A 26,478-nucleotide genomic window follows, 5' to 3' on the forward strand; every position below is an offset into this window, starting at 1 on the left:
CATAGAAAAAGAAGAGAGTAAAGAAAATAGAGAAGTGAAAGGAAGTGGGTTTACGTTTTTAAAACCATAATTCGTAAATCATAATTCGTAAATCGGAATTCGAAATGAATGTATTTGTAATAGGGTTAGGGCTCATAGGAGGATCGATGGCGTTAGACATAAAAGCCAGCAATAAGGAGGTCAAGATTTTTGGTTTTGATGCGAATGAGAACCATATGGAGGAAGCCTTAGCACTAGGTTTTATTGATGAAAAGGTCCATTTTGAAGAGGTAACGAAAGCAGATGTGGTAATTGTTTCAATACCTGTAAATGCTGCTATGGAAGTGGTTCCAAAACTTTTGGATATCGTAAAAGATGAAACTTTGGTTTTTGATGTTGGCTCTACAAAGGCTAATATTTGCAGCGTTTTGGAAAACCACACCAAAAGGAGGAATTTTTTGGCAACCCACCCCATTGCGGGTACCGAGTTTTCGGGGCCAAAAGCAGCGATACACGGTTTGTACAGAAATAAAACAAATATTATCTGCGAGGTAGAAAAAACAGCGTTTAAGCTACAGGAAAAGGCATTTAAGATATTTAACGATCTCGGGATGCGTATTCGGTACATGGAGCCTAAAGCACATGATAGACATATTGCGTATGTCTCGCATCTATCGCACATAAGTTCGTTTATGTTGGGGAAAACGGTTATTGAGAAGGAGAAAAACGAACGCGATATTTTCGATATGGCGGGAAGTGGATTTGAAAGTACGGTGCGTTTAGCAAAAAGTTCGCCAGCGATGTGGAGCCCAATTTTTGAACATAATAAAGAAAATGTAATTGAAACCTTGGAGGAGTACATAGCCAACCTTCAAAAGTTTAAGGAGCTAATGAAAGAAGACAATTTTGAAGCTATTTATCAAGAAATGGCAGACACCAATAGAATAAAAGAAATATTAAAAGGAATTTCAATCAAAACTTCATAAGTAAATTTAAAAATGGAAAATTCAGCAGGATTAAGAACATGGTTAGATGGGATGAACTTAGATCATCCATTAGTAATAGCTGGCCCATGTAGCGCAGAGACAGAAGAGCAGGTAATGCAAATTGCTCACGATTTAAAAGATACCGACGTAAATTACTACCGTGCTGGTATTTGGAAACCAAGAACAAGACCTGGAAATTTTGAAGGTGTTGGTTCTATTGGTTTAAAATGGTTACAGCGCGTAAAAGAGGAAACCGGATTAAAAACAGCTACAGAGGTTGCCAACAGAGCACACGTGGAGTTGGCATTGGAACACGATATCGATTTGTTGTGGATTGGTGCACGGTCAACAGTGAGTCCGTTTATTGTTCAAGACATTGCTGATGCTCTAGAAGGTACCGATAAAGTGGTATTGGTTAAAAACCCAGTGAATCCAGATTTGGCTTTATGGCTTGGTGGTATTGAGCGTTTGTATAGCAAAAACATTAAAAATTTAGGGGTTATTCACCGAGGATTTTCTTCTTACGAAAAGTCTAAATACCGTAACAATCCAGAGTGGCAATTGGCGATTGAATTACAAAATAAGTTTCCAGATCTCCCACTAATCTTAGATCCATCCCACATTACCGGAAACAGGGAGATGATTTTTGATGTTTCCCAAACCGCATTGGATTTAAATTATGATGGTTTAATGATTGAAACGCATTGTACGCCAGATAAGGCTTGGAGTGATGCCGCCCAACAGGTAACACCAGAATCGTTGAAGCAGATCATGAAAGATTTAAAAATTAGAAAAGAAACAGATCAGGAAGCAGAATACAACAGTAAGTTAACCAATTTCCGTGCACAAATAGATGTTATCGACAATTCCCTAGTGGAAACTCTAGGGAAGCGTATGAAAATTTCTGATGAAATTGGACAGCTCAAAAAACAACGTAACGTAGCCGTGCTTCAATCGAAACGTTGGAACGAGATTTTAGGGAAAATGATTATGGATGGTGAGGAAAAAGGCCTTAGTGAAGAATTCATTTTAAGAATTTTCAAAGCCATTCACCAAGAGTCCATAAATCACCAGGAAAAGATTGTAAAATCCTAACAATTGTAGAAGTAAGAAGTTAAAAGTACAAAGTAAGATTGAAGTTGTTTGTTGGAAAAGTCAACCGCTAATTTCTTAATTTGTACTTTTGCTTAAATTATTTATAGAATAAATGATTTGGGGATTATTTTAAAAACTCCTTATCTTCAGAATAGTAATCAAAAGCTACGAGAGCAGGAGCGCAGGTACGGAGCGACGCGGAGTTTTGATTACGGTTTTTCGACTTCATGGTCGAAAAAATTCCTTGGATAAGGCGCCCTTTTCTTTGTTTCGTTTCTTTTGGGCGAACAAAAGAAATGAAAGAGATTATGGTTTTAAAAATTTTATTAAAACCACTTATTTAATAAATACAAACAGGTGCATTTAAATTAATGACAGGGATCGTTTACAAATCTACCGGAAGCTGGTACAGTGTTAAAGCTGATGACGGACAGTTCTACAATTGTAGGATTAAAGGAAAATTCAGGATACAAGGTATTAAAAGCACCAACCCCGTTGCCGTAGGCGATTTAGTGGAGTTCGATTTAGAAACCATTGGCGACGAAACCATAGGGATTATAAAAGACATTCAAGAGCGAAAGAATTATATCATCCGAAAATCGGTAAATCTTTCCAAGCGTACGCATATTATTGGAGCCAATGTAGACGTTGCTTTTTTATTAGTAACGCTAAACAATCCCACAACTTTTACAGATTTTATCGATCGTTTTTTGGTAACCTCCGAGGCTTATCATGTAACGCCTATTTTACTTTTCAACAAAATAGATACGTATAACGAAGAGGAGCTTATAGATGTGAAATATTTGCAGAATGTCTATACAAATATAGGGTATCAATGTATTGAAGTATCGGCAAAAAATAGTACTAATGTAGAAACTGTAAAGCAATTAATGGTGGGTAAAACCAGTATATTTTCTGGACATTCTGGCGTTGGTAAATCTACTTTGATAAATGCCATTGAACCTGGATTGGATTTAAAAACAGCCGAAATTTCTGAACAACACAAACAAGGTCAACATACAACCACCTTTGCTGAAATGTTCGATTTAAGTTTTGATGCCCGAATTATCGATACACCTGGAATAAAAGGATTTGGAATTGTAGATATGGACAAATATGAAGTTGGTAACTATTTTCCGGAATTCTTTGAACTGAAAAGCGAATGTAAATTTAATAATTGTTTACATGTGGACGAACCGAAATGTGCGGTAAAAGACGCTTTGGAAAACGATGAAATTGCATGGAGTCGTTATAAAAGTTATTTACAGATTTTAGAAGGCGAAGAGGAGAATTATCGAACCGATATTTATGGGGATTAACCCGTAATAGGATTTTTGAGAAATAAAGAATAGCTTTTCCAAAGAATAATCCATCGGGTATTGTGTTGAAAAAAGTATCCGTAAACGGAAAAGGGGCAGTTTTTAGTAAGGGATTAAAACAAAAAACTATAAACCGTTAATTGAATGCGCGTTGTAATACAGAGAGTAAACGAGGCAAGTGTTACTATTGAAGGTAAAGTAAGTTCAGCAATAGAAAAAGGGGTACTTATTTTACTGGGAATTGAAGAAGCCGATACCGATGAAGATATTCAATGGCTGTGCAGGAAAATAGGCGGACTACGTATTTTTAATGATGAAAACGGGGTGATGAACCTCTCCTTAAAAGATATAGACGGAGAAGCTTTGGTAGTCAGTCAATTTACTTTGCATGCTTCCACTAAAAAAGGGAATAGGCCATCGTATATAAAAGCAGCCAAACCCGATATTGCGATACCGCTTTACAAAGCCTTTGTAGAACAACTAAAACAAGAACTGGGAAAGGAAATCTGCACAGGAACTTTTGGTGCCGATATGAAGGTAGCGCTGCTAAACGACGGACCGGTTACTATAATTATAGACTCTAAAAATAGGGAATAAGGTTTAAATACATAAATAATTCTATGATTTATAGATAGTTTTTATATTTTTAGAACCTAAACCAACACCTTAACCCTATAATGTCAACCAAAATTTATGGAGTTTTTATTTGCATATGCGTTTTCTGTGGCTTTGCGAATGCTCAGCAAGCTTTTTCTTTACAATCGTTAATTTTAAATTCGGAATTAATTGAAGATTCCAATGCTATTATAAGAAATGATAGCATTTCCATTGAATTGGATGCGGTGGACGACATGAAAATTTATAAGGAATTTTCAGTAACCGTTTTAAATAAACTTGGAGAACGATTCGTAGAATCTTCAGAATATTTTAATGAGGGTAGGAATATTAAATCTTTAGAGGCCTACATTTACGATCAGTCGGGAAATGAGATCAAGAAATTCAGGAAGAAAGATTTTAGGGAGCGGAGTGCCGTTCCAAGAGGTCAATTATATTCAGATGATCGTGTATTGTTCTTAGACTACACACCTACATTTTACCCCTATACCATCAAATTTATATCAGAAGTAAAAACAACCAATACCGTTTTTATACCTTCTTGGTTTTTTGTTTCTGGGTACAATGTAGGTGTTGAAAAAAGCGTTTTCAGAATTAATGATAAAGCCAACCTAGGTGTCCGTTTTCACGAATCTAATTTTAATGGATTTTCAATAGAAAAAGAAAAGAATGATAGCGAAATTATTTATAAGGCTACCAACCTAAGTGCTATTAAAAGCGAAGAACTATCCCCAAACTTTTCTAAAATTGTTCCGGCCTTGCATTCCGCAGTAAATAACTTCTTTATCCATGGAGTAGAAGGATATGCTACCAATTGGGAAGAAATGGGTAAATGGATGAATTCTTATATTTTAAAGGATCGTGCTGAGTTGCCAAGCCATACGGTAAATTACATTAACTCTCTAGTAGATGGTGTCGAAAACCCTATGGAAAAGGCCAAAATTATCTATAAATATGTACAGGAACAGACCAGGTATATAGGCGTTCAAGTGGGAATTGGGGGAATTCAACCAATTGCAGCTTCTGAAGTCGATCAAGTTAAATACGGGGATTGTAAGGGGTTGTCCAACTACACTCTGGCACTTTTAAAGGCTGTAGGGGTAGATGCCTATTACGTTCATGTTCAAGCGGGTGCCGAAAAAATAGATTTTATTGAAGATTTTGCCTCACTCAATCAAGGGAACCATGCCATACTCGCTATTCCGAATAACGAATCTTATTGCTGGATCGATTGCACCAGTAGAATTCATCCCTTCAATTTTGTAGGCGATTTTACCGATAATAGAAAGGTATTGGTTATGAAACCGGAAGGAGGGGAAATTATGGAAACCATGGCTTATTTAAATGGGCATAACCAGCTTAAAAGCGTTGGGAGTTTTCAGCTTAATGAAAACAATAGTATTACTGCTTCGGTAGCAATGACCTCTACCGGTATTATGTACGATAATCATTTTTATTTGGGAGAGAAGTCGGCTGAGGACCAAATAAAGGCCTTTAAAGAATATTGGGGGCACATAAATAATTTAGATATCAAATCCTTAGTTTTTGAAAATAATGAAGATGAAATTTCCTTTGTGGAAAAATCCAACTTTAGTGCGGAAAATTACGGATCGATTACCGGGGAAAGAATAATTTTTGAAGCCAATCTTTTCAACCGTATTTCTTATGTTCCCAAACGCTATAAAGATAGGGAAATGCCATTTGAGGTTTCAAGAGGCTTTGCATACAAGGATGACATTACGATTAAAATACTTGAAAATTATGAGGTGGAGGCGATGCCTGAAGAAGTCTCTATAATAAATGAATTTGGGAATTATACTTTAAAGCTTACTAAAATAAATGATGGAGAACTGCATTACGAAAGGGAGTTTCTTTTGAAATCGGGTTTCTATGAAGCTCAAAAATATAAGGACTATCGCGATTTTAGAAAACAAGTTTCTAAGTTGGAAAATGCAAAGATAGTTCTCATTAAAAAAACCTAACCGAAACACTAAATAACTAATTTTATGAAATCATTTTGTCTACTACTCGTTGTTTTTCTTTCTCTCAATGCAACTGCTCAAGATTACAGATTTGGAAAAGTATCCAAAGAAGAATTAAAATTAAAAAAACATCCATATGATTCTACGGCCGCCGCTTCGGTACTTTATGAAAACAGGAATAGCTATATTCTGTATACTCAAAGCATCGGTTTTCAATTAATCACAGAAGTACAAAAGCGTATAAAAATTTATGACGAGTCTGGATTTCAATACGGTACGGAAAAAGTTTATTTGTACCATGGTGATTCTGATAAGGAGGATTTTTCTGGACTCAAAGGATATACTTACAATTTAATTAATGGAAAGATTGAAGAATCCAAACTTCAGAAAGATGGTGTTTTTAGCAATGAAGAGTCCAAATATTGGAACAGTGAAACATTTACTTTTCCCAATCTAAAGGAAGGTAGTGTAGTAGAATTCAAATATAAAATTGCTTCACCGTTTATTACCAACGTTCAAGAAACAACAGTACAAAAAGAAATTCCCGTAGACTACTTGGAGGCTTCTTACAAATTTCCAGAATACTTTTATTTTAAACCTGTTATTAAGGGTTACTATCCATTAGATATTAAAAACACCACAAAACCCTTGAGTATAAATTTAACCAGTAAGAGCCGAAGCGGCGGCCCTTGGGAGCCTGTTTCAACAACCTACGATAACCAAAAGATTGATTATATTGAAAAAAATAACAGTATAACGGTTACCAATGTTCCGGCATTAAAAGAAGAGCCTTATGTAAATAACATCGACAATTACAGATCGAGCATCGATTTCGAATTGGCTTATGTTAAAATGCCTAACAGTCCCATTGAATACTATTCATCCACTTGGGAAGATGTGACGAAGAAAATTTATGATTATCCAGAATTTGGAGGTGAGCTTAAAAAATCGGGATATTTTGAAGACGAGATAGACGCTCTCTTATCGGATAGCACAAGTGAAGAACAAAAAATAGCCTTAATATTCAATTATCTTCAACATAAAATGACATGGAATGGAATGTACTCTTATATCGTTGATGATGGGGTTCGAAAGGCATTTAAAAATAATAGCGGCAACAGTGCGGAAATCAATCTAATGCTTACGGCTATGATGAATTATGCTGGCGTAGAGACTTTCCCTGTATTGGTAAGTACGAGATCTCATGGTATTCCATTATTTCCTACCAGAGAAGGTTTTAATTATGTTATTGCTGCAGCAAGTATTAATAATCAACTTGTACTTTTGGACGCCACTAGTAAGTATACCCTCCCAAATATTCTTCCTGAAAGAGCTTTAAATTGGCAAGGAAGACTTATAAAGAAAGATGGGAATTCGTTAAATATAAATTTATCTCCTTCCACGTTGTCGGACACTAAAATAATGATGCATATCAATATGGATAAAGAAGGAGGTATAACTGGTAAGGTAAGAAACCAATATTTAGATTATAGCGCTTTAAATTATAGGATGAGCAACGACCAAAAGGCCCATGAAACTTTAATGCAAGGTTTGGAAGACAAGTATACAGGAATAGAAATAGATTCCTATGAAATTGAAAACCAATATGAAATCAATAAACCATTGGTGGAGCAGTACCAATTTTACATGGATAATGCTTATGATAAAATAGACGATAAAATTTATATTTCACCTATGTTTTTTCACGCGTTGACAGAAAATCCTTTTAAACTTGAAAAACGTGAATTTCCAATCGATTTCTCCTATCCCCAGAAGGACTCCTTTTTAGTAACGATAAATGTTCCGGAGGGCTACCAAATACTGTCAATGCCAGAATCTACGAAAATGCTTTTACCAGAAGACTTGGGTAGTTTTTCTTACATCATTGGTGGAACTGAAAATACTATTCAGTTAAATGTTTCCTTGGAATTATCTTCTCCAAATGTTCCTTCCCTTCATTATGAATCAATAAAACAGTATTTTAGCAAAATCATTGAAAAAGAAACAGAAAAGATTGTTTTAAGTCAGATTTAAATATGGATATAAAAAACGCTCAGCAAGAAGTAGATACATGGATAAAGGAGCACGGAGTTCGTTACTTTAACGAGCTTACCAATATGGCGCAGCTTACCGAAGAAGTAGGTGAGGTTGCCAGGATAATTGCCCGAAGGTATGGCGAGCAAAGTGAAAAGGAAAGCGATAAGAATAAAGATTTGGGCGAAGAACTTGCCGATGTTGTATTCGTAGTGCTTTGCTTGGCCATTCAAACGGGGGTCGATCTTCAAGCTGCGTTCGATAAAAAAATGGACATTAAGACAAAAAGAGATCACGATAGACATCATAACAACGAGAAACTAAAATAACAAACAACCGCATTAACTAATTAATTGTGAATTTACTTCTTTCTTCCAACCACAGAAACATTCATCAACACATACAAATTACAGGGTCTAAAAGTGAAAGTAATAGGGCTTTATTGTTACAAGCTTTATTTCCTTCACTTGCCATCGAAAACCTTTCAAATTCCGATGACTCCCAAGTAATGAAAAAAGGACTGCAAATACATAATGGAGAAGTCGACATACACCATGCGGGAACAGCCATGCGTTTTCTCACTGCATTTTTTGCCACCCAGAATGGGCGTGAGGTGGTGTTAACCGGTTCACAACGTATGACAGAGCGCCCAATAAAAATACTGGTCGATGCATTAAAACAATTGGGGGCCGATATTTCCTATGTAAAAAATGATGGCTACCCTCCATTAAAAATTGTTGGGAAATCAATTACCCAAAACAAAGTTTCTTTGGCGGCCAATGTAAGCAGCCAATACATTTCTGCCCTGCTACTGGTGGCACCAACATTAGAAAACGGCTTGGAACTTACCTTGGAGGGTAAAATAACTTCGGTGCCGTATATAAAAATGACGTTGTCGCTTTTAAACGAAATCGGAGTTAAAACCGCTTTCGAAGGAAACGTTATTTCCGTTAAACCCATCGAGGAAGTAGCTGCCAAAACGCTGGTTGTAGAATCCGATTGGAGTTCGGCGTCCTATTTTTACAGTATCGCCGCCTTGTCTGAAGTAGGATCTGAAATATCCCTGGCAAGCTATAAGTCTAATAGTTTACAGGGAGATAGTGTGCTGCAAGATATTTACAGGCAATTCGGGGTAGAAACTGCATTTAACAAACATGTGGTAACCTTAAAAAAAACGAAGGATATTCCTTCGGAAACTTTGGTAAAAATAGACCTCTCCAATGCGCCAGATATTGCACAGACCATCGCTGTTACTTGCTTTGCACTTAGATTGAAATGCGAACTTAGCGGACTCCATACCTTAAAAATTAAGGAAACAGATAGATTGGAAGCTTTAAAGAAAGAACTCGGCAAATTGGGAGCCGATATTTCTGTAACCGATAAAGAGTTGTTTTTAGATCCTTCTGAAGTAATTAATAGAAATATAGCTATCGATACGTATAACGATCATAGAATGGCGATGGCTTTCGCACCTTTAGCCCTGCATGTTCCAATAATTATAAATGATGCTGAGGTAGTTTCTAAATCTTATCCCGATTTCTGGAAGGATATGGGAGCGGTACAGATAAAATTCCAAAAAGCGTAGTGTTGCCGGCAGGCTTAAAGAGAATTGCCGTTGTTCGCACAATATTTTTTCAGTGGTTGATTTTTTTATTTAACTCATACCCATTTACGATATCTTCAAAAATCCTTCTCGAATTTTCTGTCTTAAAAAAGGACTCCAGAAATAATTCATCAAGGATGATTGGATTTTGTCCTTGTTTGAGTGTTTTTCTAAATATCACTTCTGATTCGATTTTATCATCAGACTCTATTTCTCCACAATACCTTTCAGCTCGCTCTATTAGTTTATCATCTTTATTGTCGAATAATCTAATTCCTTTATTTGGGAGAATACAATTGTTAAAAATGTTTTTGCCATATACATTCACATTTTCAAAAATTAAACCACTTAAATCACAATTTTTAAAAACCGTTTCATTGTTAATAATTTTTGCATGTTCATCATTCAAGATTGAATTTTTCATTAATCCAGATAATTGGCAATCATAAAAGTATTGGCCAGTGAATAAGTCGATGCCTATAAATTGACAATTTACAAATCGACAATTATAAAAGGATGAAGGTGGACCAAGTGAACTATATTTTCCGTAAAATCTGCAATCAATAAAAGTGCAGTCGGAATATTTAGAATTATACCCTAGAAAGCAGTTTTTGAAATGAACATTTTGAAAAATCACTTTTTTTATCTGGGCTTTTCTAACTGTCAGTTCGTTAAATAAAATATTAATGAACTTTTTATTTTCGATTCTTCCGCTCCAATCTAATTTATGTTCTTTGGTTCTTTTCATTCGACTTGCGCAGTACGGTTTAGCTAAGTTCAGTGCGGAGGCAAGGAGACCTTTGTTTTCGTCTTTGCAGAAAGCTAAAGCTTATTGTTTTTGATTTATTTTTGTGCTCTAAAGCTTAATTCATAAGATTTGGCGAGTTTTTAAATTTATACAGACCTTTCTGTTTTGTCCAAAAATCCGTAATACGCTTAGTTATTGTTGCTCAACGTTTTTTTCTCTGGACTTTACTGAAGTTATTTATTCAAATAGTTTTCCTTTTTTATTTTCTAATATGAAATAATTCAGAATAGCCATCCACATAATTACAGAAGGGATCATTCGATAGTCCTTTCGAATCACATGAAGAATGATTAAAATTCCTATAGTATAACTTGTAATTACCCAAACTAGTTTTAAAAAATCCAGACTTCTTTTAATTGGTTTATTTAAGAAACTAAAAAAGTATGTTATCATTATCCCGATAAACCCAACTGTTAATATGTTATTACCAGATACACCTTGAAATTCCCAATGCAAAATTTTGATTAAGGCTCCTATAATTATAATTGCGATAATTCCTTTTAATATTCTAAAGTATTTAGTTTTTATAAAAGTACCATTAAAGAACAACATGAAAAATCCAGCAGTTTGTCCTATCCATAAACCTCTTTCAAACCATACTTCGGCGTTTGGATTGTTTGTTAAGTTTATAGAAACAAACGAAGCCAAAGCTATTACTAGTCCGATTATAACTATAGTAACATAGTAAAAATTGTTTTTCATATTGTTGTGTAGCTCCTCTACAAACACAATAGCGTTTATTTCTTCTATCAAATCTACTAAATTATCTTTTTTCTGTATCATATAAAAAAATATTTCTATGACGAACTTATTGGCGCCATTATTAAAATCCTCCGTCTTTTGGGTACAAGCATGGAGTGTTTAGGTGCTAAGACCTTGTTTTTGGATTCTATAACCAAAGCTTTCAACGTTTTAATCAAAGTTTGGGTGATATCTATCAAACTTTTAAAAGAACCCTTTAAAATTTTAACCCCTAGAGGTAAAAACTTTAGAGCTTCGGGTTAAATTTTTAATGGTTATTGCTAAAAACAAGGTTGTTTAACCAAAACAGGGTGTCAGCACACCTAAAAAATTGGTCTAGCTATCTAAAAGGTTTATAAATTGACCTAAATGTTTTGGCTCCGTAGCTAAAAACTTTGATAGGAAGCCTAAATTTTTAGGTGCCGAACCTAATTATTTAACCGTCTTACCTAAATGATTGCGTGCCAGGGCTCAAAATTTGAATGTGTGTAACCGAAAATGCAGTTGGGATATAAATCTTAAAACCTTGAATATTAGAAATAATTGCCGTTTTCCTTGACAACCCCTATCTCCATATTGTATATTTGCAGCTCGCTAATTGGCGATTGTAGGAAATTTATACAAATAAGTATTTAATTCCATTTTTTAAAACGGATTTGAGCCTAATAAAATAATTAAAAATACACACCGATTTTCCTTAAAATCAATACTGGTTTTAAGGATATCGGTTTTTTATTTTAACCATTAGGTTCCTGAAAAAATAAATTGTAGCAAATGAAATTATCACATTTTAATTTTGAACTTCCAAAGGAGTTATTGGCAGAATACCCTTCAGAAAATAGGGATGAATCCCGTTTAATGGTACTGCACCGTAAAGAGCAGAAAATCGAACATAAAATGTTCAAGGATTTAATAGATTATTTCGATGAAGGAGATGTAATGGTTTTAAACAATACCAAGGTTTTTCCAGCGAGGTTATTTGGTAATAAAGAGAAAACCGGAGCCCGTATCGAAGTTTTCCTGTTAAGGGAATTAAATGTTGAGCAACGCCTTTGGGATGTATTGGTAGATCCTGCCAGAAAAATTAGAATTGGTAATAAATTATATTTTGGTGAAGACGAAAGTCTTGTGGCCGAAGTTATAGATAATACTACCTCTAGAGGAAGAACGCTTCGTTTCCTGTATGATGGCTCTTATGAAGAATTCAGAAAAAAATTGAATGATTTAGGGGAAACACCGCTTCCTAAATACATAAAAAGAGATGTAGAGGCTACAGACGAAGAGCGATATCAAACCATTTACGCCAAGACAGAAGGAGCTGTGGCGGCACCTACAGCTGGGCTTCATTTCTCTAAGCACTTGTTAAAGCGTTTGGAAATTAAAGGGATTGATTTTGCTGAACTTACCCTACATGTCGGATTGGGAACTTTTAACCCTGTGGAAGTGGAAGACCTATCCAAACATAAAATGGATAGCGAAGAATTGTTTATCGATGAAAAGGCAGCGGCTATTGTAAATAACGCCAAAGACAACAAACGAAAAGTATGTGCTATTGGGACTACGGCTATGCGTGGTTTGGAGAGTTCTGTCTCTTCAGACTTAATGCTGAACCCTTACGAGGGTTGGACCAATAAGTTCATTTTCCCTCCATACGATTTTAGTATTGCCAATTGTATGGTTACCAACTTCCATACTCCTAAATCTACACTTTTAATGATGATTTCTGCTTTTGCAGGTCACGATTTTATGATGAAAGCTTATAAGGAAGCCATAAAAGAAGGGTATAGATTCTACTCTTATGGAGATGCGATGCTAATTTTATAAATAGCACAAAACCTTAAAATATTTAAAGACCTGACAAGTTTAAGTAGCCTGTCAGGTCTTTCTTGTAATAGAATCCGCCTATTTTCCTAAATCAAAACGTATCTTTGCAATTATGCAAACCAAGAAAAAAGACATACGCGCTTTAACCAAAGAACAGTTGAGGGATTTCTTTGTATCTCAAGGGGATAAAGCCTTCCGTGGTAACCAGGTTTATGAATGGTTATGGGGAAAAGCGGCGTACTCTTTCGATGCGATGACCAATATTTCTAAGGAAACCCGCCAAATGCTGGAGGATAACTTTGTGATCAATCACATAAAAGTAGACCAAATGCAGCGCAGTAGCGATGGTACCATAAAAAATGCGGTGCGTTTGCACGACGATTTAATTGTAGAATCGGTTTTAATTCCCACGGCAACCAGAACAACCGCTTGTGTATCGAGTCAGGTTGGGTGTAGTTTAGATTGTAAATTCTGTGCTACCGCCAAATTAAAGCGGATGCGTAATTTAAATCCAGACGAGATCTACGATCAAGTGGTGGCCATCGATAACGAAAGCAGGCTGTATTTCGACAAACCGCTCTCCAATATTGTATTTATGGGGATGGGCGAACCTCTTATGAATTATAACAATGTGTTGGCGGCCATCGAAAAAATAACTTCTCTAGAAGGATTGGGGATGTCTCCACGAAGGATTACCGTTTCTACCTCGGGAGTGCCAAAAATGATTAAAAAAATGGCAGATACCGAGGTAAAATTTAAATTGGCAGTTTCGCTGCACTCCGCCATCGATGAGGTGCGTACTACCATTATGCCTTTTAATGCCACTTTTCCTCTTGCCGATCTTCGGGAAGCGTTGGAATATTGGTACAATAAAACCAAAAGTAGAATTACCTACGAGTATGTGGTTTGGCGAGGGATTAACGATCGACGTAAAGATGTAGAGGCCTTGGTTCAATTCTGCAAATTCGCCCCTTCAAAGGTAAATATCATTGAGTACAATCCCATTGGCGACGATCAGTTTAAACAGGCAGACAGCAACGCTTTGGATATGTACAAAGAAATTTTGGAACGCAATGGAATTACGGTTACCGTAAGACGTTCCAGGGGAAAGGATATCGATGCTGCCTGCGGACAGTTGGCAAACAAGTCTTAGTAAGAGAACCCTTATAAAAATCATTTTTTAACCAATTGGAAAAAGTTGAAATGAGTTCATTATCTTTACCCTTTCTATGAAGGTAGTAGAACAAATTAAAGAACCCATACGCACGGAAATGGAACTTTTTGAAAAAAAGTTTCACGAATCCATGTCTTCCAAAGTAGCCTTACTCAACCGTATCACTTACTACATTGTAAACAGAAAGGGGAAGCAAATGCGCCCTATGTTTGTTTTTTTGGTAGCCAAAATGGTTTCTGGAGGCAAGGTGAACGATCGTACCTACCGTGGCGCCAGTGTTATAGAGTTAATCCACACAGCCACTTTGGTGCACGACGATGTGGTAGACGATAGTAATAGACGTAGAGGGTTTTTCTCATTAAACGCTCTGTGGAAAAACAAGATCGCAGTGTTGGTGGGCGACTATTTATTGTCTAAAGGGTTACTGCTCTCTATAGATAACGAAGATTTCGATTTGCTGAAAATCATTTCGGTGGCCGTTCGCGAAATGAGTGAAGGGGAATTGCTTCAAATTGAAAAGGCCAGGCGCTTGGATATTACCGAAGAAGTCTACTACGAAATCATCCGGCAAAAAACAGCCACCTTAATAGCGGCATGTTGTAGTTTGGGTGCTTGCTCGGTAAAACCAGATTCTGAAGAGGTGGCCCAAATGCGAAAATTTGGAGAACTCATCGGGATGGCTTTTCAAATAAAAGACGATTTGTTCGATTATACCGATGGCCCTATTGGAAAACCTACTGGAATCGATATCAAGGAACAAAAAATGACGCTACCTTTAATTTATGCCCTTAATACGGCCAATAAAAAGGAGAAAAAGTGGCTTATCAATTCCGTTAAAAAATATAATAAAGATAAGCAGCGCGTTAAAGAAGTAATTGCATACGTAAAAGATCATGGCGGCTTGGAATATGCAGAGCAGAAAATGATAATCTTTCAACAGCAAGCTCTTGAGATTTTAGCCACATTTCCTACTTCGGTTTACAAAGATTCTTTAGAACTTATGGTAAATTACGTTATTGAACGTAAAAAATAAGATTACTTTTTATTAAGAAAGATTTATTATTTATGTCTGACTACCAGTGTTTTAACCTCTTTATTTAATATTTTTCCTTTATTTTTCAATAAAAATAGTTGCTTCAGGCAACTTTCCCTTCAAGCTTTACGTCTATGTAAATAGAAACCAACAATGAAACGGATCTTGAAAGTCATACCCATCAACAAAAATAAAACCAAGCTCATTAAAAGAGCCCAAAATGGGTATAGGGATGCTCAAGAAGAAATCTATCGTGAATTTTCTGCTAAAATGCTTTCGGTGTGTAGATACTATATAAAGGATATTCATTTTGCTGAAGATGTTATGATAACAGGTTTTTTTAAGGTTTTCAAGCATCTAAATAGTTTTAAAAACACGGGGAGTTTCGAAGGTTGGATACGCAGGATTATGGTCAATGAATGCTTGTCATTTCTAAGGCGTAAAAACGAATTGGTATTTTTGGATTCAGAAGAAGAAAAGAGGATTTTGGAAACTGAAGAAAACCAATTTCAAAAAATCTCAGATGTCGCTTACATTCAAAAGGCAATAGATGGCTTGCCCGATGGCTATAAAACCGTTTTCCTGTTATTTGCCATAGAAGGGTATTCCCATAAAGAAATAGCGGTACAGCTCCATATTGCCGAGAGCACATCGAAATCCCAATTGTTCAAGGCGCGAAAAATGTTGCAGGAAAAGATAAATGAATTTAATAAACAATGCTATGAGTCGCAATCCTCTTGATGAAGACATAAAAAATAGGTTGGAAAACCGAAGAATAGCTACTTCCAGTAATGCTTGGCAGAAATTGGAAGCCAAACTAGATATGCCTAACAATGAGGCAAAGACAAAAAGCAGGCCAATTAACTGGGTTGCGGCTAGTATACTTTTGCTATTTGCTACCGGAACCTATGTTTTTTTTAATGCTGAAGAAAATGTGTCAGCTGTCGTAGTAAAAGACAGGGATAAGAAAATGGAGCCAGAGGGAGTAAATAAGCTTCCCGAGACTTTTGAAAACAAAGAAGGTGGAGTTACTGAAAAGAGCACGAAGAAAGAGTTTGTTAAGCAAAACAGTACTAAGGAAGCACCCGTAAAAACAAAAGAAGCCATTACAGATGGGGTAGAGATCGTGCAAAATGAGAGCATGAAAAAGGAAGATTTTGAAACTCAAAAAATCAATGAGGTCGCTTCTCAAATTATCGAGTTAAAGCAAAACGAAACGGTAACAGACGAGGAAATAGAAGCCCTGCTTTTAGCGGCACAAAAATCAATTTATAAAGAAAGAATTAATAAAAAATCACCAGATAGCTTAAGTGCCATGGCCTTGTTGGAGGAGGTGGAGACCGAACTGGATCAATCTTTTAAGGAAAAAGTCTTCGAAGCAATAAAAGAAGGGTTTGTTAAGGTTAAAACCGCTGTGGCCGAACGTAATCAATAGTTTATTCATCAATCAAAATCAAAAAAATCATGTTTAGAATCTTTATGTTTATCGCATATGCGATCCTGTATTTCTTTGTTCAATTTGCAAATGGACAAAATGAAAATGACACCATAACGGTTGCAAATAAGCAACAGATTGAAAACTTGGAATCTCAAAAAAACCAAGTTATCACCAAAGAAAAACAAGCGCTCAAGGAGAAGGTGCAAGATATATCCAACAAAGTTGCTTCAGGGGAATTAACGGAAGAAGAAGGGCAAAGGCAAAAAGAAGCAGCCGCCGAGAAGGCAGCTTTAAACATTAAGAATAAGACGGCTATTATCGACAATGAAATAGCTTTGCTCAGCAGGGGAGAAACGATAGAGAAAGAAAGTGGTTTTTTTGAAAATGACTGTGACGATTTTTGGGATTTTGGATGTAATGACGATTCTAAAAAAAGTGTTTACGATAAAAGAACCCATTCTGATATTGTTATGGCCTTTGGCTTTAACAACGCTATCATCGATGGCCAATCTTTCAACGAAACACCATATAAAGTAGGGGGGAGTAAGTTTTTTGAAATAGGTTGGCAATGGAAAACCAGGTTGCTCAAATATAGTAATGCTATTAGGATAAGTTATGGGATCACCTATCAAACCAATGGTTTTAAAGCAGACGATAATCAATATTTTGTAAAAAATGGAGATGTAACCACCTTAGAAGATTTTGATGGGGTTGTGCACAAGGCCAAACTTCGAATGGATAATTTTGTGATTCCTGTCTATTTCGAGTTCGGTCCGTCAGAAAAGAAGGATAAAGGGGATTATTTTAGGTACACTACCCATAAAAAATTTGTTTTTGGAATTGGAGGTTATGCTGGATTAAATACCAGTACGCGGCAAAAGCTTAGGGCTACCAATACCGAAGGAATGAAATTTGAAGATAAAATTAAAGACAATTACAATACCGAGAATTTTATTTATGGAATTGGGAGTTATATTGGGATTAGGGGTTTTGCATTATACGTAAAATACGATTTAAATGAGATCTTTAATGAGCCCAATGTTGAACAGCATAATATTTCTGTAGGTTTACGTTTGGAAATATAGCGTTTCCATTAATAATTAATTATTTTTGATTCCCATTTTTCTGAAGTGGGAATTTCTTATTTTTAAATAAAATATACCGTTTGATTTCCAAGAATACCATAGACAAAGTTTTTGATGCCTCCCGTGTAGAGGAGGTAATTGGCGATTTCGTTCAGTTAAAAAAATCAGGCTCCAATTTTAAAGGATTGAGTCCGTTTTCTGACGAAAGAACGCCAAGTTTTATGGTGTCCCCGGTAAAACAGATATGGAAAGATTTTAGTAGTGGCAAGGGAGGGAATGTGGTCGCGTTTTTAATGGAGCACGAACACTATACCTATCCTGAAGCCATAAAATATTTGGCAAGAAAGTACGGGATTGAAGTAGAAGAAACCGAGCAGACTAATGAAGAGAAGGAGAAATCCAGCGAGCGGGAAAGTATGTATTTGGTTTCTGAGTTTGCCCAAAAATATTTTCAGTCCACTTTAAAGAATACAGAGCTTGGAAAGGCTATTGGGTTAACATATTTTAAGGAAAGAGGTTTTTCCAATGCCACAATCGATAAATTTAAGCTGGGGTATTCTTTAGATGAATGGGATGCATTTACCAAAGAAGCTTTGGGAAAAGGCTACCAATTGGAGTTTTTGGAAAGAACCGGTCTCACCATAGTCAAGGAAAAGGAAAATTCTGGGGAAAAACGAATGTTCGATCGGTTCAAAGGGCGTGTAATGTTTCCAATACATTCCATGAGTGGAAGGGTTTTGGGTTTTGGTGGCCGTATTTTAACAAACGATAAAAAAGCAGCCAAATACCTCAATTCCCCAGAGAGTGATATTTACCATAAAAGCAAGGTGCTTTACGGGATTTATCATGCCAAACAGGCCATTGCCAAACAGGATAATTGCTATTTGGTAGAAGGATATACCGATGTAATTCAATTTCACCAAAGTGGTATAGAAAATGTTGTTGCTTCCAGCGGAACTGCCTTGACATCCGATCAAATTAGATTGGTTAACCGTCTTACCAAAAACATTACGGTACTGTTCGATGGCGATGCAGCCGGATTAAGGGCTTCCATACGCGGAATAGATCTTATTCTGGAGCAGGGAATGAACGTGAAAGTGTGCACCTTTCCAGAAGGGCAAGATCCCGATAGTTATGCACGGGAAAACAGTCCAGAAGAATTACAATCTTTTTTGGAAGAAAATGCAACCGATTTTATTCGGTTTAAAGCATCCCTTTTGGTAAAAGATGCTCAAAACGATCCCATAAAAAAGGCAGATACCATTCGGGAGATTGTAAATAGCATATATAAAATTCCAGATCGTATACAAAGGGAGGTGTATATACAGGAGTGCTCCCGAATTATGGATATTTCGGAAGATGTGCTTTATAACACTCTAGCACAATTGGGAAATAAAGAAGTAGCCGATGCCAATAAAAAATATAAAGAAGAACGAAAAAAGAATACGCTTAGCAAGGTAGAAAACACCCCAGGAACGGTTTCTAAAAAAGTGAATCAATTAGATGAGCTCGAACGTTCCATTATTGGGGTTTTATTATTTCACGGAGATAAAATGGAAACGTTTACAGACATTGTGCTGGAGGAAGATGATGCTGGAAATATGCTGGAAAAAGAGGTGAAGGTAGAACTAAAAGTATACGAAAAAATATACCTCGACCTACAAACCGACGAAATAGAGTTTGCCAACGAAAACTTCAATCAGATTTATGCTATTTTAATTGAAATGTATAATCGTGAGGGTTCTTTAAAAATGGATGATTTCCTTCAGAAGTTGACATTTGAGCAGAATGCCTTGGTGGTCGATATTTTAATGAATGAAGAAAAGTACGCCTTATCCAATTGGGAAAGCAAGGATATTTTGGTGAAGGACAAGGATATGTCGGTCGGTTTACTTGTTTTTCAAACCATCTCTATGCTTCGTTTAAAGCTATTGAATATGTTGGTGGAGAATATTCATCAACTAATTGGGGCCAATAACAATGCCACCAGCGAGCAGTTGGAAGATGTAAAGAATTATTGGGAGTTGCGTAAAATTTTGTCAGAACGTTTTGGTTTGGTAACCAATACCACTTTCAATACCTAATAAATTCAGATAAATTAATAGAGTTCGAGCGCCTTTGCTTGCTGCAACATATCAACCATATTATCAACATTAAGTTTACGCATTAAACGCGCTTTGTAGGTACTTACTGTTTTTTCGTTGAGTTGCAATTCTTCGGCCACTTGTTTATTGCGCCTTCCGGTAGCAAGCAGTTTTAAAACTTCTATTTCCCGTGTAGACAATTTTCTGAAAAATTTTCGTGGTTTGTTGGAGCCTTCATCAAAGGCCAATCGTTGTGCCAGCTCGTTGGTAATAAACATGCCGCCATCCGCTATTTTATCAATAGCTGCTTTAAGAATATCTATGGAAGCATTTTTGGAAACATAGCCAGAAGCACCTGCCCTTAATGTACTCAAGGCATAGACTTCTTCCGCTTGCGCACTGTAAATAAGGACACCCACATTTTTATGGTCTTTTTTTAATCGCCTCAAGGCAGTAATCCCGTTAACTTCGGGAATATCCATTTCCATTAAAACGATATCGGGTTTTTTAGTGGTGAGCATATTGAACAATTCAGAAGTCGTAGCGGCAGTTCCCACTATTTCGATATCTTCATTTTGTTCAAAAACGGTTCCGAGACCTATCCTTACTATGGGATGGTTATCTGCTATTAAAACTTTAATCATAATACATTTTTTAAAGTTCAGTAGAATAAGCCATAACAAGATAGAACGCAACGTTTACGCTTCATGTTAGCTTGGGGGTATTTAGATTGTTTGTAAGTAAATATACTAAAAGTTAGTTCTATTTTCAAATACTTAATAAAGTAGTTCTATAAAATTAACTTTTTAGTGATTTTGGAATCTCACATACGGGAATCGGATTCATTTTGTGCCTGTTGGCGCGGTTAAATCGTGTGTAGATTTCAAATACTTCTTTTTTCCGATCGGTAAAATCTGCTGCTGTTTTGCCTTCGTCTGCCATTTGCATTGCCCATTCCAACTCGGGATAGGAGGCGCCAATTTGGTCTTCGTCGGTTCTGTCGTCACCCCAAAGCCCATCTGTAGGAGCGGCTTTTTGAATGTCTTCATTAACCCCTAAAACTCTGGCAATCTCGTAAACTTCCGTTTTGAGTAAATCGGCAATCGGACTCAAATCTACACCGCCATCACCATATTTGGTATAAAAACCAACCCCAAAATCCTCTACCTTATTTCCAGTTCCGGCAACCAGGTATTTTTCTAAGGCAGCAAAGTAATAAAGAGAAGTCATTCGCAGTCTTGCACGGGTATTGGCAAGCGTCATAAAACGTTCTTCTTCATAGGCTACTTTTGGGAAAGCAGCGACCAAACTATCGAAAACAGGGGTAAGGTTTACCTGTGTGGTTTTTACATTAGAAAAATTTTCTTGTAACCATTTTATATGGTTGGTAGCCCTGGTAACTTGGTTTTCCGCTTGGTGAATGGGCATCTCCAAACACAGTAAGTCCAATCCAGTTTTGGCACAAAGCGTTGAGGTTACGGCAGAATCAATCCCTCCAGAAACGCCTATAACAAAGCCATTCATTTTTGCGTTTTCGGCATAATCTTTCAGCCATTTAACTATGTAATCAATAATTTTTTCTGTTTTCATAATTTGTGGTTCTTGTATCCGTTGTAAATATTCAATAGTAAAAAATAGAGATCTCTATAAAAATATAGGTGTAATTTTTACATTCGATTACCTTTGTAAACAAATGTAACAGATTCTTAAATTTATAAAAAGCGAAAATATAAAAGCTTTTAAATTAATATCTATGAAGAAATTTTCATGCTTTCTTATTGCCATATTGTTAATGGCATGTTCGAATGAGTCGGAGTTGGAGAAGGAAATAGAAAAAATTGAGGTTCAAACAAAAATAGAACGCTTTGATAAGAAATTTGCGACTTCCAACCCTTCCGATTTACCGAAACTCAAAAGCAATTACCCGTATTTGTTCCCCGAACAATTTGCAGACAGTGTTTGGATTGGAAAAATGAACGATACTTTACAAAGGGAGTTGTTTGATGAAATAGATAAGCAATTTCCTGATTTTGAAGAAGACACTACCGAAATAAGAGCCGTTTTTCAACATGCCAAATATTATTTTGAAGCATTTCGCGCTCCCAAAATCGTAACGGTAATTTCTGATGTCGACTATAAAAATCGGGTAATCTACGCCGATAGTTTAATGCTGATAGGGTTGGATAATTATTTGGGCAAAGACCATAGGTTTTATAGCGGGATCCAGGAATATATTAAAAACAATTTTGAAGCAGAACAAGTGTCGGTAGATGTGGCCAGGACTATTGCCAAAAGCCAGATAAGAGGTCCTCAAGATCGAACTTTTTTGTCGCAAATGATCTATTATGGAAAGCTCTACTACGTCATGAAATTGCTTGTTCCTTTTAAGGAAAATGCTGCAATTATGGGTTACCACACCGATGAATACAATTGGGCGTTGGCCAATGAAAACTATATTTGGAGGTATTTTATTGAAAAAGAATTGCTTTTCTCTACGGAAGGAAAACTGGCCGAACGTTTCATTAATCCAGCACCATTTTCTAAATTTTATTTGGAACTGGATAACGAATCTCCAGGAAGAATTGGTCAATTTATCGGATGGCGAATCGTGGCTTCGTATATGGAAAATAATAAAGTATCTTTGCAGCAAATGCTAAATGCATCTTCAGAAGAGATTTTTAACAATTCAAAATATAAACCAGAAAAGTAATGGCTAAAACACATAGCTCCGACATAAATTTACATATCGAACTGGATGAAAATAAAGTTCCAGAAAAATTAAATTGGACCGCAAAAGATGGTGGGGTGGAGAACGAAAAGGCAAAGGCCTTTTTATTGTCTGTATGGGATAGCGAAAAACAGGAAACGCTAAAAATTGACCTATGGACCAAAGATATGCCAGTAGATGAAATGAAGAAATTCATGCATCAAACATTGGTTTCTTTAAGTGATACTTACCAAAGAGCTACCCAAGATGATAAAATGACGGCTACCATGCGTGATTTTTGTAGTTATTTTGCTGAAAAATTAGAACTTACAAAATAGGGTCATTGCGAGCTCTGTTCTTCCATTCCGAGAATATCTTATAAAAAGATTGTTAGACACTTTATTTTAAGCGGCTGTAACAAAATTTTAAACCGTTCGTCTTCCTTGTATAACCAAAACAAAAAAAGATGAAAAATGTTTTAACGATCTTGTCTGCTGCTTTCTTGCTCGTATCCTGTGGTGCTTCTACTCCCTATGATGCTTTTAGGAAAGAAAATAAAAAAGATATAGCCTTTTCTTTGAGTGCTTCCAATTTTTTAGTGAATATGTTCGTGGATGAAGAAGATTTAAAAGAGCTTAATGAAGTGGTCGGAGGTATTTCCCGATATCGCGTGCTGGTAGGGGAAAAAGTATCCGCTGAATATTTAGAATCCGAATTCAATACTTTTATCGCAAAAAGAGGCTACGAATCTCTTATGTACGTAAATAGCGATGGGAGTAGAGTTGGACTTTACTACTTTGAAAAAAGAGGTCGGGTTCGTGAGGTTATCATGAAAGTTAAAGACGACGAGGATTTCGTAATCCTCAGTGCAGAGGGAAACATTAAAATAAAAGACTTAGATAAATTGATGAGTAAGGCAGTAGTAGAGTTGCAGTAGATGCTACTTTATCTGGTTGTTAATTCCTTCTATATAATTTAAAATCTCGTCTTTGCCCATTCCAGAGGTGGAAGAGGTAACAAAATAATTGGGAGCTTCTTCCCAAACCCCTTCCAAGAGCGTATTTATGTAGTTGTCTACATGGCGCTCTATGGCTTTAGGCTTTAATTTATCGGCTTTAGTAAAAATTATGGAAAAAGGAATCTGATTTTCACCAAGCCATTCCATAAATTCCATATCTATTTTTTGTGGATCGTGGCGAATGTCTATTAAAACAAAGGCAGAAACCAGTTGTTCCCGTTGGGAAAAATATTGGGTGATAAATTTCTGGAATGTGCTCTTTACTTTTTTAGAAACTTTGGCATAACCATAACCTGGTAGATCTACCAAAAACCACTGTTCGTTTATTCGAAAGTGGTTTATAAGCTGTGTTTTTCCCGGTCTTCCTGAGGTTTTTGCCAAGTGCTTACGGTCTGTAAGCATATTTATAAGAGAAGATTTACCAACATTAGACCTGCCGATAAAAGCGTATTCTGGAATAGGCTCGTTCGGGCATTTTTTAACGTCGGAATTGCTAACAACAAAATTTGCCGATTTAATCTGCATATTGCTTTATTGTAGGTTTCTCTTTTCCAGCCAAGAATCTAAAATAGCATTAAAATCTTTTGGATGCTCCATCATTGGTGCATGTCCGCATTTTTCAATCCAATACAGTTCAGAATCTGGTAACAGCTCATGAAACTCTTTAGCTACAGAGGGTGGTGTTACCGTGTCGTTCTCTCCCCAAATAATACACGTGGGTGTGTGCATGTGGGGTAGGTCTTTTGCCATATTATGCCTGATGGCGCTTTTGGCAATAGCTAAAGTTTTAATAAGTTTATTCCTGTCGTTTACGGTTGCAAAAACTTCATCTACAATCTCTTTGGTGGCCACAGCCGGATCGTAGAATACGTCTTGGCTTTTCTTTTTAATAAACTCGTAGTCCCCACGTTTTGGGTAACCATCGCCCATGGCATTTTCGTATAGACCAGAACTTCCGGTTATTACCAAGGCTTTTACCTTTTCTGGGTAAAGTTTAGTGTGCAGTAAACCAATATGTCCGCCCAAGGAATTACCAAGGAGTATTACTTCATCTAAATTTTTAAACTCAATAAATTTTTCTAAATAGTTTGCAAAGCTCTTTACGTTAGTTTTTAGTAAAGACATGCTGTATATGGGTAGCTGCGGGATTAGTACTTTGTATCCTTTTGCTGAAAAATAGTTAGCAACATCACTAAAGTTACTCAATCCGCCCATTAATCCATGTAGGACTATCATAGGGGTTCCTTCTCCAACTTCTAAATAAGTAAATTTACCGTCCTTCTTTAAATCGTGTGTCATTAAGGATTAATTACATTCTTCGGAAACAAATATAGGCATTTCGAAATTATATTAAACGATTTAAAACCCATGCCGGGATTTATTCCCTAAAAATGGCAAAAATATGCTTTTTCAGTTCCAAATAGGGATTCCGTCCAGTTATTAACAATTTTATAACGCTCGCATTTACTGGTGTTTGGCGTGTCGTCACCTCAATTTATTAACAAAGTGGTAAAAAGTGACAAAAAGTGGTAAAAAGTGGTAAATAATTCTCTATATTTGAAAAGTTAACTACTAAACCAACGGGGGGTGATTCAGTTTTCAGAAGAATATGAGTGTAAGGCAGATAGCAAAGGGCGCATTATGGTGCCGTCCTCTTTGCGTGCTAAACTCGCCCCAGTTTTACACGATGGTTTGGTGTTAAAACGGTCCATTTTCCAAAAATGCTTAGAAGTTTACACCATGGCCGCATGGGAAAAAGAAATGAAGCAGGTTGGGAAGTTGAATCGTTTTGTAAAAAAGAACAACGATTTTATCCGCCAGTTTACAGCAGGTGTTCGAGTGGTGGAAATTGATGCGAGCGGCCGCTTGTCGCTTCCTAAAAATTTAATGGCCTTTGCTGGAATTGAAAAGGAAGTGGTGCTCTCTGAGTCGATCGATAGGATTGAGATTTGGGACAAGCAAAAGTACTACGATGTGCTGGATGCTGGTGCCGATTCTTTCTCTGATTTAGCGGAAGATGTTATGGGAGGTTTTGAATTAAATGAAGGAGAAGATGGAGTATCATAATCCGGTCTTGCTGAAGGAAACCGTAGATGGTTTGGCCATAAAAGAAGATGGTGTTTATGTGGATGTAACTTTTGGAGGCGGTGGCCATTCAAAAGAGATTTTAAAAAGATTGGGTCCAAATGGGAAATTGCTTGCGTTCGATCAAGATGAAGATGCGGTTAAGAATAAGTTAGACGACCCGAGATTTACTTTGATAGAGGAGAATTTTAGGTTCTTAAAGCGTTTTTTGAAATTTTATGGAGTAAAGCAGGTAGATGGGGTTTTAGGGGACTTCGGAGTTTCCTCTCATCAATTCGACGTGGCTGAGCGTGGTTTTTCAACTCGATTTGAAGCCGATTTGGATATGCGTATGAGTAAAAAGAACCCGATTTCTGCAATGGAAGTTGTGAACGATTATGCTGAAGGGGATTTGCGCACCGTACTTAGTTTGTATGGCGAGTTAAGGAATGCTCCCGCAATGGCAAGAGCCATAGTGGAAAAGAGGTCGGAGTCGCCTATAAAAACATCCGAAGAGTTGAAAGCTGCCCTAAAAAAGTTTTTGCCACAACATAAGGAGCATAAAATACTAGCTCAGATTTATCAGGCGATTCGAATAGAGGTGAATCAGGAAATGGAGGCTTTAAAAGAATTTTTGCAGCAAACTCCAGAAGTGTTGAAAGAAGGTGGGAGATTGAGTTTAATAAGTTATCACTCCCTTGAAGATAGATTGGTGAAACGATTTATTAGGAGTGGGAAGTTTGAAGGGGAACCCGAAAAGGATTTTTATGGAAACATTGAAGTGCCGCTAAAAAAAGTGGGCGGACTCATAACTCCTTCAAAAGAAGAAATAAAAGAAAATAACAGAGCGCGTAGCGCAAAATTAAGAATAGCAGAAAAGTTGTAATTG

26 protein-coding genes are annotated in these 26,478 nt (G+C 36.5%); 20 read left to right on the plus strand and 6 right to left on the minus strand.

Annotated features, from left to right (window positions below; translation table 11 throughout):
- The first annotated feature begins 104 nt into the window (after window positions 1-104).
- From HX109_RS09495 to aroA, 8 genes are all read left to right on the plus strand, one after another.
- Entirely contained in the window at window positions 105-965 is an 861-nt protein-coding gene (locus HX109_RS09495; protein WP_178951408.1) for a prephenate dehydrogenase, read from the plus strand.
- A gap of 12 nt (window positions 966-977) precedes the next feature.
- A complete protein-coding gene (locus HX109_RS09500; protein WP_178951410.1) occupies window positions 978-2,060 on the plus strand; it encodes a bifunctional 3-deoxy-7-phosphoheptulonate synthase/chorismate mutase type II in 1,083 nt (360 codons plus the stop codon).
- Between the two features lie 371 nt (window positions 2,061-2,431).
- Window positions 2,432-3,379: a ribosome small subunit-dependent GTPase A gene (gene rsgA, locus HX109_RS09505; RefSeq protein ID WP_178951411.1), complete on the plus strand. Its 948-nt coding sequence runs from the start codon at window positions 2,432-2,434 to the stop codon at window positions 3,377-3,379.
- A gap of 144 nt (window positions 3,380-3,523) precedes the next feature.
- Window positions 3,524-3,976, plus strand: a complete 453-nt coding sequence (gene dtd / locus HX109_RS09510; RefSeq protein WP_178951413.1) for a D-aminoacyl-tRNA deacylase — start codon at window positions 3,524-3,526, stop codon at window positions 3,974-3,976.
- A gap of 80 nt (window positions 3,977-4,056) precedes the next feature.
- Window positions 4,057-5,976 (plus strand): DUF3857 domain-containing protein, encoded by a 1,920-nt coding sequence (locus HX109_RS09515; protein ID WP_178951415.1) that lies wholly within the window; start codon window positions 4,057-4,059, stop codon window positions 5,974-5,976.
- 24 nt (window positions 5,977-6,000) lie between these two features.
- Window positions 6,001-8,010 carry a DUF3857 domain-containing protein gene (locus HX109_RS09520; protein ID WP_178951417.1) on the plus strand — a complete coding sequence of 670 codons (2,010 nt, stop codon included), beginning with the start codon at window positions 6,001-6,003 and terminating at the stop codon, window positions 8,008-8,010.
- 2 nt (window positions 8,011-8,012) lie between these two features.
- Complete coding sequence (locus HX109_RS09525) at window positions 8,013-8,339, plus strand: nucleotide pyrophosphohydrolase (protein WP_178951419.1); 327 nt, start codon at window positions 8,013-8,015, stop codon at window positions 8,337-8,339.
- A gap of 26 nt (window positions 8,340-8,365) precedes the next feature.
- Window positions 8,366-9,595: a 3-phosphoshikimate 1-carboxyvinyltransferase gene (aroA, locus tag HX109_RS09530; protein WP_178951421.1), complete on the plus strand. Its 1,230-nt coding sequence runs from the start codon at window positions 8,366-8,368 to the stop codon at window positions 9,593-9,595.
- Window positions 9,596-9,644: 49 nt separating this feature from the next.
- Here aroA and HX109_RS09535 read toward each other — a convergent pair whose 3' ends face one another.
- Both HX109_RS09535 and HX109_RS09540 read right to left on the minus strand, forming a co-directional pair.
- The gene (locus HX109_RS09535) at window positions 9,645-10,361 is read right to left on the minus strand and encodes a hypothetical protein (protein ID WP_178951422.1); all 717 of its coding nucleotides are present in this window, start codon (window positions 10,359-10,361) and stop codon (window positions 9,645-9,647) included.
- Window positions 10,362-10,598: 237 nt separating this feature from the next.
- Window positions 10,599-11,204, minus strand: coding sequence for a GldL-related protein (locus HX109_RS09540; protein ID WP_178951424.1), 606 nt, complete (start codon window positions 11,202-11,204; stop codon window positions 10,599-10,601).
- 732 nt (window positions 11,205-11,936) lie between these two features.
- Between HX109_RS09540 and queA the strand changes: the two genes are divergently transcribed.
- The 7 genes from queA (at window position 11,937) to dnaG (ending at window position 19,800) form a co-directional block, all read left to right on the plus strand.
- On the plus strand, window positions 11,937-12,986 hold the full coding sequence (gene queA, locus HX109_RS09545) for a tRNA preQ1(34) S-adenosylmethionine ribosyltransferase-isomerase QueA (protein ID WP_178951426.1): 1,050 nt from the start codon (window positions 11,937-11,939) through the stop codon (window positions 12,984-12,986).
- Window positions 12,987-13,098: 112 nt separating this feature from the next.
- Entirely contained in the window at window positions 13,099-14,139 is a 1,041-nt protein-coding gene (rlmN, locus tag HX109_RS09550) for a 23S rRNA (adenine(2503)-C(2))-methyltransferase RlmN (RefSeq protein WP_178951428.1), read from the plus strand.
- Window positions 14,140-14,215: 76 nt separating this feature from the next.
- Window positions 14,216-15,193: a polyprenyl synthetase family protein gene (locus HX109_RS09555; protein WP_178951430.1), complete on the plus strand. Its 978-nt coding sequence runs from the start codon at window positions 14,216-14,218 to the stop codon at window positions 15,191-15,193.
- A gap of 153 nt (window positions 15,194-15,346) precedes the next feature.
- A complete protein-coding gene (locus tag HX109_RS09560) occupies window positions 15,347-15,934 on the plus strand; it encodes an RNA polymerase sigma factor (RefSeq protein WP_255462664.1) in 588 nt (195 codons plus the stop codon).
- On the plus strand, window positions 15,915-16,628 hold the full coding sequence (locus HX109_RS09565; protein ID WP_178951432.1) for a hypothetical protein: 714 nt from the start codon (window positions 15,915-15,917) through the stop codon (window positions 16,626-16,628). The genes HX109_RS09560 and HX109_RS09565 overlap by 20 nt, the downstream gene beginning before the upstream one ends.
- Before the next feature lie 29 nt (window positions 16,629-16,657).
- Entirely contained in the window at window positions 16,658-17,716 is a 1,059-nt protein-coding gene (locus HX109_RS09570) for a hypothetical protein (protein WP_178951434.1), read from the plus strand.
- Between the two features lie 80 nt (window positions 17,717-17,796).
- On the plus strand, window positions 17,797-19,800 hold the full coding sequence (gene dnaG / locus HX109_RS09575; RefSeq protein WP_178951436.1) for a DNA primase: 2,004 nt from the start codon (window positions 17,797-17,799) through the stop codon (window positions 19,798-19,800).
- Between the two features lie 14 nt (window positions 19,801-19,814).
- Here the strand turns inward: dnaG and HX109_RS09580 are convergent, their stop codons facing one another.
- Window positions 19,815-20,444: a response regulator transcription factor gene (locus HX109_RS09580; protein WP_178951438.1), complete on the minus strand. Its 630-nt coding sequence runs from the start codon at window positions 20,442-20,444 to the stop codon at window positions 19,815-19,817.
- A 154-nt stretch (window positions 20,445-20,598) separates the two neighbouring features.
- The gene (gene nadE, locus HX109_RS09585) at window positions 20,599-21,390 is read right to left on the minus strand and encodes an NAD(+) synthase (protein ID WP_178951440.1); all 792 of its coding nucleotides are present in this window, start codon (window positions 21,388-21,390) and stop codon (window positions 20,599-20,601) included.
- 163 nt (window positions 21,391-21,553) lie between these two features.
- On the opposite strand from nadE, the gene gldB reads away from it, so the two are divergent.
- The 3 genes from gldB to HX109_RS09600 all read left to right on the plus strand — a co-directional run bounded on the left by gldB (window position 21,554) and on the right by HX109_RS09600 (window position 23,444).
- Window positions 21,554-22,510, plus strand: a complete 957-nt coding sequence (gene gldB / locus HX109_RS09590; protein ID WP_178951442.1) for a gliding motility lipoprotein GldB — start codon at window positions 21,554-21,556, stop codon at window positions 22,508-22,510.
- Window positions 22,510-22,845, plus strand: coding sequence for a gliding motility protein GldC (gldC, locus tag HX109_RS09595; RefSeq protein ID WP_178951444.1), 336 nt, complete (start codon window positions 22,510-22,512; stop codon window positions 22,843-22,845). The genes gldB and gldC overlap by 1 nt, the downstream gene beginning before the upstream one ends.
- A 128-nt stretch (window positions 22,846-22,973) precedes the next feature.
- The gene (locus HX109_RS09600; protein ID WP_178951446.1) at window positions 22,974-23,444 is read left to right on the plus strand and encodes a DUF4252 domain-containing protein; all 471 of its coding nucleotides are present in this window, start codon (window positions 22,974-22,976) and stop codon (window positions 23,442-23,444) included.
- Window positions 23,445-23,447: 3 nt separating this feature from the next.
- Here HX109_RS09600 and yihA read toward each other — a convergent pair whose 3' ends face one another.
- The gene (yihA, locus tag HX109_RS09605) at window positions 23,448-24,050 is read right to left on the minus strand and encodes a ribosome biogenesis GTP-binding protein YihA/YsxC (protein ID WP_178951448.1); all 603 of its coding nucleotides are present in this window, start codon (window positions 24,048-24,050) and stop codon (window positions 23,448-23,450) included.
- 6 nt (window positions 24,051-24,056) lie between these two features.
- Window positions 24,057-24,824 (minus strand): alpha/beta fold hydrolase, encoded by a 768-nt coding sequence (locus HX109_RS09610; RefSeq protein WP_178951450.1) that lies wholly within the window; start codon window positions 24,822-24,824, stop codon window positions 24,057-24,059.
- A 288-nt stretch (window positions 24,825-25,112) separates the two neighbouring features.
- Here HX109_RS09610 and mraZ point away from each other — a divergent pair, with 288 nt between their 5' ends.
- On the plus strand, window positions 25,113-25,592 hold the full coding sequence (gene mraZ, locus HX109_RS09615) for a division/cell wall cluster transcriptional repressor MraZ (RefSeq protein WP_178951452.1): 480 nt from the start codon (window positions 25,113-25,115) through the stop codon (window positions 25,590-25,592).
- Window positions 25,579-26,475 (plus strand): 16S rRNA (cytosine(1402)-N(4))-methyltransferase RsmH, encoded by an 897-nt coding sequence (rsmH, locus tag HX109_RS09620; RefSeq protein ID WP_178951454.1) that lies wholly within the window; start codon window positions 25,579-25,581, stop codon window positions 26,473-26,475. The genes mraZ and rsmH overlap by 14 nt, the downstream gene beginning before the upstream one ends.
- Window positions 26,476-26,478: the final 3 nt, after the last annotated feature.

Origin of the sequence: Galbibacter sp. BG1 (genome assembly GCF_013391805.1) — a bacterium.
Taxonomy (GTDB): domain Bacteria; phylum Bacteroidota; class Bacteroidia; order Flavobacteriales; family Flavobacteriaceae; genus Galbibacter.